We start from the raw sequence: 6,133 nt of genomic DNA on the forward strand, positions 1-6,133 counted from the left end.
GAGTCGAAGGCGATCGTCGCCCCATCAAGTGCTTGAAGAGCATGCATGGCTCTGGCGTTTCGGCTAAACGGCCGGGTAATGCAACGCTGGTTCGCAGCCGGAGTCGCCTCGCCATGACCAGCGCCGCCCCTCAGCGCCCTCGCGCCGCCGTGATCCTCGCCGCGGGCAGGGCACGCGGATGAAGTCACCGACCCCCAAGGTCCTGCACCGGATCGGCGGGCGGGCCCTGTTGGATCACGCGATCGACGCCGCCCAGGCCCTGGACTGCGAACGGATCATCGTGGTGGCCGGCGTCCACAGCCCGGGCGTCGCGGCCCATGTCGAACAACGCCTCGGCGCGGGCAGCGTGGTTATCCAGGATCCGCCCCTGGGCACCGGCCACGCCGTCTTGGCCGCCCGCGACGCCCTGGCCGATTTCGACGGCGACGTGGTCGTCACCTATGCCGACTGTCCGCTGCTGACCGCTCCGGTGATCGCGCCGCTGTTCGCCCAGCGCGCCGCCGGCGCCGATGTTGTGGTGCTGGGCTTCGAGGCCGCTCATCCCGGCGCCTATGGCCGCCTGATCCTGGCGCCGGGCCACGTGCTGCTGCGCATCGTCGAGGCCAAGGACGCCACCGACGGCGAGCGCCAGGTCAGGCACTGCAATTCCGGCGTCATCGCCGCCGACCGCGCCCTGCTGTTCGACCTGTTGTCCAAGGTCGGCAACAACAACGCCAATGGAGAATACTACCTCACCGACGTGGTCGGCCTGGCCCATGATCGTGAGCTGTCGACCCGCGCCGTCTTCGCGCCCGAGGCGGCCGTGCAGGGCGTCAATTCCCAGGTCGAGCTGGCCGCCGCCGAGGCGATCTGGCAGGCCGCCCGCCGCATCGGCCTGATGACGGCGGGGGTCACCATGCCGGCGCCCGACACGGTTCATCTGTGCTGGGACACCCAACTGGCGGCGGGGGTGATGGTCGAGCCCTTCGTGGTGTTCGGCCCTGGCGTGCAGGTCGAAACCGGCGCGGTGATCCGGGCCTTCAGCCACCTTGAAGGGGCGCGGGTCGGCGAGGGGGCGCTGATTGGTCCCTATGCCCGCCTGCGGCCGGGCGCGGACATTGGCGCCGACGCTCACATCGGCAATTTCGTCGAGGTCAAGAAGGTCAAGGTCGGGGCGGGCGCCAAGGCCAATCATCTGAGCTATCTGGGCGACGGCTCGATCGGCGAGAAGGCCAATATCGGGGCCGGGACGATCTTCTGTAACTATGATGGCTTCGACAAGTTCGAGACCCATGTGGGGGCGGGCGCCTTTATCGGCTCCAACAGCGCCCTGGTGGCGCCGGTGCGGATCGGCGACGGGGCGATGACCGGGTCCGGCTCGGTGATCACCCGCGACGTCGAGGCGGGAGCCCTGGCCCTGGGGCGGGCGGTCCAGGCCGACAAGCCTGGCTGGGCCGAGCGATTCCGGGCGATGAAACTGGCGAGGAAGGGCAAGCGATGAACGCGGACGATCAAAAGAAGGCCTCTGGCGAGGCCGCGGCCCTGCTGGTCGAGCCCGGCATGGTGGTGGGTCTGGGCACGGGCTCGACCGCGGCCTGGTTCGTCAAGGCGCTGGCGGCCCGCAAGCTCGACATTCGCGGCGTCCCGACCTCGGAGGCCACCGCCAATCTGGCGCGCGAACTGGGCATCGCCCTGACCGCCCTGGACGACGTCAAGTCGATCGACCTGACCGTCGACGGCGCCGATGAGGTCGGGCCGGGCCTGTCCCTGATCAAGGGCGGCGGCGCGGCCCTGCTGCGCGAAAAGCTGGTCTGGGAGGCTTCCAAGCGCTGCGTGGTGATCGCCGACGCCGCCAAGCAGGTCAAACAACTGGGCCAGTTCCGGCTGCCGATCGAGGTGGTGCGGTTTGGCCATGTCCATACCGGTCAGCGCCTGGCCGACATCGCCGCTGAGTTTGACCTCCTGCCGCCCCGCCTGCGCATGGCCGATCGCGGCCTGGTCGTCACCGACGGCGGCAATGTGATCTATGACATGGCCCCGGGGCTGATCGCCGAGCCGGCCGCCTTGGCCGGGGCGCTGAAGGCGGTCACCGGCGTGGTCGACCATGGCCTGTTCCTGGACCTCGCCGACGAAGCCCTGATCGGAACTGACCAAGGGGTGGTCAAGCTGCTGCCCTAGAGCCATATGCCCCTTTCCCTGCCAACCTGGGCGGAAGCTTTTTTCGCCGCTGAACGAGACCGTGTCCGATGGCTGAGTACGACTTCGACCTCTTCGTGATCGGCGCGGGTTCCGGCGGCGTTCGGGCCGCGCGGCTGGCGGCCCTGTCCGGGGCCAAGGTGGCTGTGGCGGAAGAATACCGCGTCGGCGGCACCTGCGTGATCCGCGGCTGCGTGCCCAAGAAGTTCATGGTCTATGCCAGCGAGGTCTCGGCCCAGCTCAAGACCGCCGAGGGCTTCGGCTGGAGCGTCGGCGCGCGGACGTTCGACTGGAAGCGCTTCCTGCAGGACAAGGACGTCGAGATCGCCCGCCTGTCGGGGATCTATGTCACCAACCTGCAGAAGGCCGGCGCGCACCTGCTGCACGGCAAGGCGAGGGTGGTCGACGCCCACACGGTCGAGGTCCTGCCCAAGGAGGGCAGCCAGGACGCCGGCCGCTACACGGCGCGCCGGATCCTGATCGCAACCGGCGGCCGGCCCGTCAGGCCGGAGTTCCCCGGGGTGGACCTGGGAGTCACCTCGGACGAGGCTTTCCACCTGCCGACCCTGCCCAAGCGGGTGATGGTGGTGGGCGGCGGCTATATCGCCGTGGAGTTCGCCGGCATCTTCAATGGCTTGGGCGTCGAGACGACGCTGCTGTATCGCGGCGCCAACATCCTGCGCGGCTTTGACGATGACGTGCGTTCGCATCTGGCCGACGAACTGGAAAAGCGCGGGATCAAGGTGGTCCTGGGTTGCTCGCACAAGAGCATCGAGAAGACCGAGCAGGGGCTGCTCAGCACCCTGAGCAATGACCTGACCTTCGAGACCGACGCGGTGATGTTCGCCACCGGCCGCGAGCCCTATGTCGAGGGACTGGGTCTCGACAAGGTCGGGGTGAAGCTCAACGAACGCGGCGCGATCGCCGTGGACAAGCATTCCAAGACCAATGTCGACAGCATCTGGGCGGTCGGCGACGTGACCGACCGCATCAATCTGACGCCGGTGGCGATCCGCGAGGGCGCGGCCTTCGCCCAGACCGAGTTCTACGGCAACCCGACCAGCTTCGATCACGAGCTCGTCGCCTCGGCCGTGTTCTCACAGCCGCCGGTCGGGGTGGTGGGGCTGAGCGAGGCCGAGGCCCGCCACGCCTTCGGCAAGGTCGATATCTATCGCTCGATTTTCCGGCCGATGAAGGCGACCTTCTATGGCGGCCAGGAGCGGTGCCTGATCAAGCTGGTGGTCAAGCAGGACGATGAGAAGATCGTCGGGGTCCACGTGGTGGGCCCGGATTCGCCGGAGATCATCCAGATGGCCGCCATCGCCGTGAAGATGGGTGTCACCAAGCCGCAGTGGGACTCCACCTGCGCGGTGCACCCGACCCTGGCCGAGGAGCTGGTGACCATGCGCGAGAAGTACATGCCTTCCGACGTCGGGGTCGCATGACCGAGGCCCTGTTCAGCCGGACGGCCTCGTCCTGGCGGGCGGGCGTGGCGATCTTCCTGTTCGGGCTGGTCCCGCCGATCGCCTATCTGGCGCCCCTGGGCTTCGCTCCGCTGATGGCCTTGGTGGGGCTTTTGGCCTTGCCGGGCGTCGGCGCGCGCCGCCCGGCCGCCCGGCCCATGCTGGTGCTGGTCCTGCTGGTCGGCTGGGCCGCCCTCAGCCTGTTGTGGAGCCCCGCCGCCGTCGATCCCGCCACCCTGAAGACCTATGGCGATGTCGAGGCGGTGACGGCGTTGAAACTGGCCCTGCAACTGGCCGCCTATGGCGCGGCGGTGATCGGGTTGCGCGCGGTGTCGGACGAGTCGGCGCGCCGCACCGCGACCTTGCTGGCCTATGGCGCGATCGGCCTTGCCGTGCTGGTGGCGGTCGACGGCCTGAGCGGCGCGGCGATCTATCAGAGCCTGCGCGACCTGATCGGCGATCCGATCCGCCCGGACCTGGCCAAGGTCAAGGTGTCGATCTCGACCTATGTCCTGGCCCTGCTGTTCTGGCCCGCGGCCCATGTCCTGGCGGCGCGGGGGCGGCGCGGGCGGCGGCGCTGTTGCTGGCGGCGACCGTGGCGGCCGCCGCGACGATGAGCTCCGACGCCAGCCTGGCGGGCCTTGGTCTTGGCCTGGCCGCCTGGCTGCTGGTCGGCAAGGGCGGCCCCACGGGCGGGCGCGTCCTGGTCGGGCTGGTCGCGGCGCCCTTCATCCTGGCTCCCTTGGCGGTGCTGTTTGGCGTGCAAACGGGCGTGTGGGGCAAGCTGCATCAGTGGGTGCCCGCCTCGTGGGACGCGCGCCTCGACATCTGGGCCTTCGCCGCGGACAAGATCCAGGCCCATCCGATCCGGGGCTGGGGGCTGGACGCGAGCCGTACCTTTGGTCTGGCCATCCCGCTCCACACCCACAACGCCCAGCTTCAGCTGTGGCTCGAACTGGGCGCGGTCGGCGCCGCCCTGGCCGGGGTGTTCTTCTGCTGGCTGGCCTATGGCTTGTCGCGCCTCAGCGTGGAGCGGCGCGGCGAGGCGGCGATGGGGGCCGGGGCCCTGGTGACCTTCCTGACCATCGGCGGGTTGAGCTTCGGTGTCTGGCAGGAATGGTGGCTGGCCCTAGGGGCCCTGACGGTGATCGCCTGCGAGATGGCGCGACGTGGCGTACAGCGGGATTATGTGGAAGAACTTGCCCTCGTTGATTAGATAGCCGCGTTCTGTCGCATAATTTTGCCTTTTCCCGGCGGCCAAGGTATTAGCCGCTCCCTTTTCGAATTGACCGAGATCGCCATGACCAGCCGCTGGACCCCGTCGTCCTGGAGAGCCAAGCCCGCCAAGCACATCCCGTCCGACTATCCGGACGCGGCCGCCGTGGACCGGGTTGAACAGACGCTTCGCCAGATGCCGCCGCTGGTCTTCGCGGGCGAGGCGCGTCGCCTGAAGTCGCTGCTGGGGCGACGTGGCCGAGGGCCGCGCCTTTCTGCTTCAGGGCGGTGACTGCGCCGAGAGCTTCAAGGAGTTCCACGCCGACAACATCCGCGACACCTACCTTCGGCTGATCCTGCAGATGGCGGTGGTGCTGACCTTCGCCGGCGGCAAGCCGGTGGTGAAGGTCGGCCGCATCGCCGGGCAGTTCGCCAAAGCCGCGCAGTGAGCCGATCGAGACGATCGACGGCGTGACCCTGCCGTCCTATCGCGGCGACATCATCAACGGCATGGATTTCACGTCCGAGGAGCGGGTTCCGATCCCGACCGCCTGCTGAAGGCCTATGGCCAGTCGGCCGCGACGCTGAACCTGCTGCGCGCCTTCGCCAGCGGCGGCTATGCCGACCTCTACAACATCCTATCGCGCTTTGGACCCTGGGCTTCGTCGGCGACAGCCCGCAGGGCGCGCGGTACCGCGAGCTGTCGAAAAGATCTCCGAGGCCTGACCTTCATGGCGGCGGTCGGTGTCACCCCGAGACCCAGCCCGACCTGCGCCGGGTGGAGTTTTTCACCAGCCACGAGGCCCTGCTGCTGGGCTTCGAGGAAGCCATGACCCGCGTCGATTCGACCTCGGGCGACTGGTACGACACCAGCGCCCACCATGCTGTGGATCGGCGAGCGCACCCTCGCCAACTGGACGGCGCCCATATCGAATACATGCGCGGCGTGAAGAACCCGATCGGACTCAAGTGCGGCCCGGCCATGGAAGCCGACGACCTGGCTGCGGCTGGATCGACGTGCTCAACCCCGCCAACGGAGCCAGGGGCGTCTGACCCTGTATGGTCGCTTTGGCTCGCGACAAGATCGCCGATCGTCTGCCGCGCCTGATGCGGGCGACCAAGGCGGCCGGCCGCTCGGTGGTCTGGGCCACCGATGATCCGATGCACGGCAATACGCTCAAGGCCTCCACCGGCTACAAGACCCGGCCGTTCGACCGCATCCTGTCGGAGGTTAAGACTCTTCATCGAGGTGGCCGAGGCCGAGGGAGTCCACCCCGGCG

Annotated in this window: 8 protein-coding genes and 2 pseudogenes; all 10 read left to right on the forward strand. The window is 68.5% G+C overall.

All coding sequences use genetic code 11. From position 1 onward, the window contains the following. The first annotated feature begins 113 nt into the window (after nucleotides 1-113). Nucleotides 114-1,480, forward strand: a pseudogene (gene glmU, locus CSW58_RS06000) (bifunctional UDP-N-acetylglucosamine diphosphorylase/glucosamine-1-phosphate N-acetyltransferase GlmU). Then, a complete protein-coding gene (gene rpiA / locus CSW58_RS06005; RefSeq protein WP_099446675.1) occupies nucleotides 1,477-2,157 on the forward strand; it encodes a ribose-5-phosphate isomerase RpiA in 681 nt (226 codons plus the stop codon). The pseudogene glmU and the gene rpiA overlap by 4 nt, the downstream one beginning before the upstream one ends. Before the next feature lie 68 nt (nucleotides 2,158-2,225). After that, nucleotides 2,226-3,620: a glutathione-disulfide reductase gene (gene gor / locus CSW58_RS06010; protein ID WP_099446676.1), complete on the forward strand. Its 1,395-nt coding sequence runs from the start codon at nucleotides 2,226-2,228 to the stop codon at nucleotides 3,618-3,620. Next, the gene (locus CSW58_RS14965; RefSeq protein WP_236627669.1) at nucleotides 3,617-4,255 is read left to right on the forward strand and encodes a hypothetical protein; all 639 of its coding nucleotides are present in this window, start codon (nucleotides 3,617-3,619) and stop codon (nucleotides 4,253-4,255) included. The genes gor and CSW58_RS14965 overlap by 4 nt, the downstream gene beginning before the upstream one ends. Then, nucleotides 4,234-4,854, forward strand: a complete 621-nt coding sequence (locus CSW58_RS14970; protein WP_236627670.1) for an O-antigen ligase — start codon at nucleotides 4,234-4,236, stop codon at nucleotides 4,852-4,854. Before CSW58_RS14965 ends, CSW58_RS14970 begins: the two co-directional genes overlap by 22 nt. A gap of 84 nt (nucleotides 4,855-4,938) precedes the next feature. Further along, the gene (locus CSW58_RS15695) at nucleotides 4,939-5,145 is read left to right on the forward strand and encodes a 3-deoxy-7-phosphoheptulonate synthase (RefSeq protein WP_255406557.1); all 207 of its coding nucleotides are present in this window, start codon (nucleotides 4,939-4,941) and stop codon (nucleotides 5,143-5,145) included. After that, entirely contained in the window at nucleotides 5,108-5,302 is a 195-nt protein-coding gene (locus tag CSW58_RS15700) for a 3-deoxy-7-phosphoheptulonate synthase (protein WP_255406558.1), read from the forward strand. The genes CSW58_RS15695 and CSW58_RS15700 overlap by 38 nt, the downstream gene beginning before the upstream one ends. A 22-nt stretch (nucleotides 5,303-5,324) precedes the next feature. Beyond that, nucleotides 5,325-5,431, forward strand: a pseudogene (locus CSW58_RS15705) (3-deoxy-7-phosphoheptulonate synthase); the annotation flags it as partial. Nucleotides 5,432-5,493: 62 nt separating this feature from the next. Further along, nucleotides 5,494-5,961 (forward strand): 3-deoxy-7-phosphoheptulonate synthase, encoded by a 468-nt coding sequence (locus CSW58_RS15710; protein WP_255406559.1) that lies wholly within the window; start codon nucleotides 5,494-5,496, stop codon nucleotides 5,959-5,961. Beyond that, a partial coding sequence (locus tag CSW58_RS15715) for a 3-deoxy-7-phosphoheptulonate synthase (RefSeq protein WP_255406560.1) occupies nucleotides 5,961-6,133 on the forward strand: 173 nt, incomplete at its 3' end. The genes CSW58_RS15710 and CSW58_RS15715, both read left to right, overlap by 1 nt.

This window comes from Caulobacter sp. B11, assembly GCF_002737765.1.
Taxonomy (GTDB): domain Bacteria; phylum Pseudomonadota; class Alphaproteobacteria; order Caulobacterales; family Caulobacteraceae; genus Caulobacter.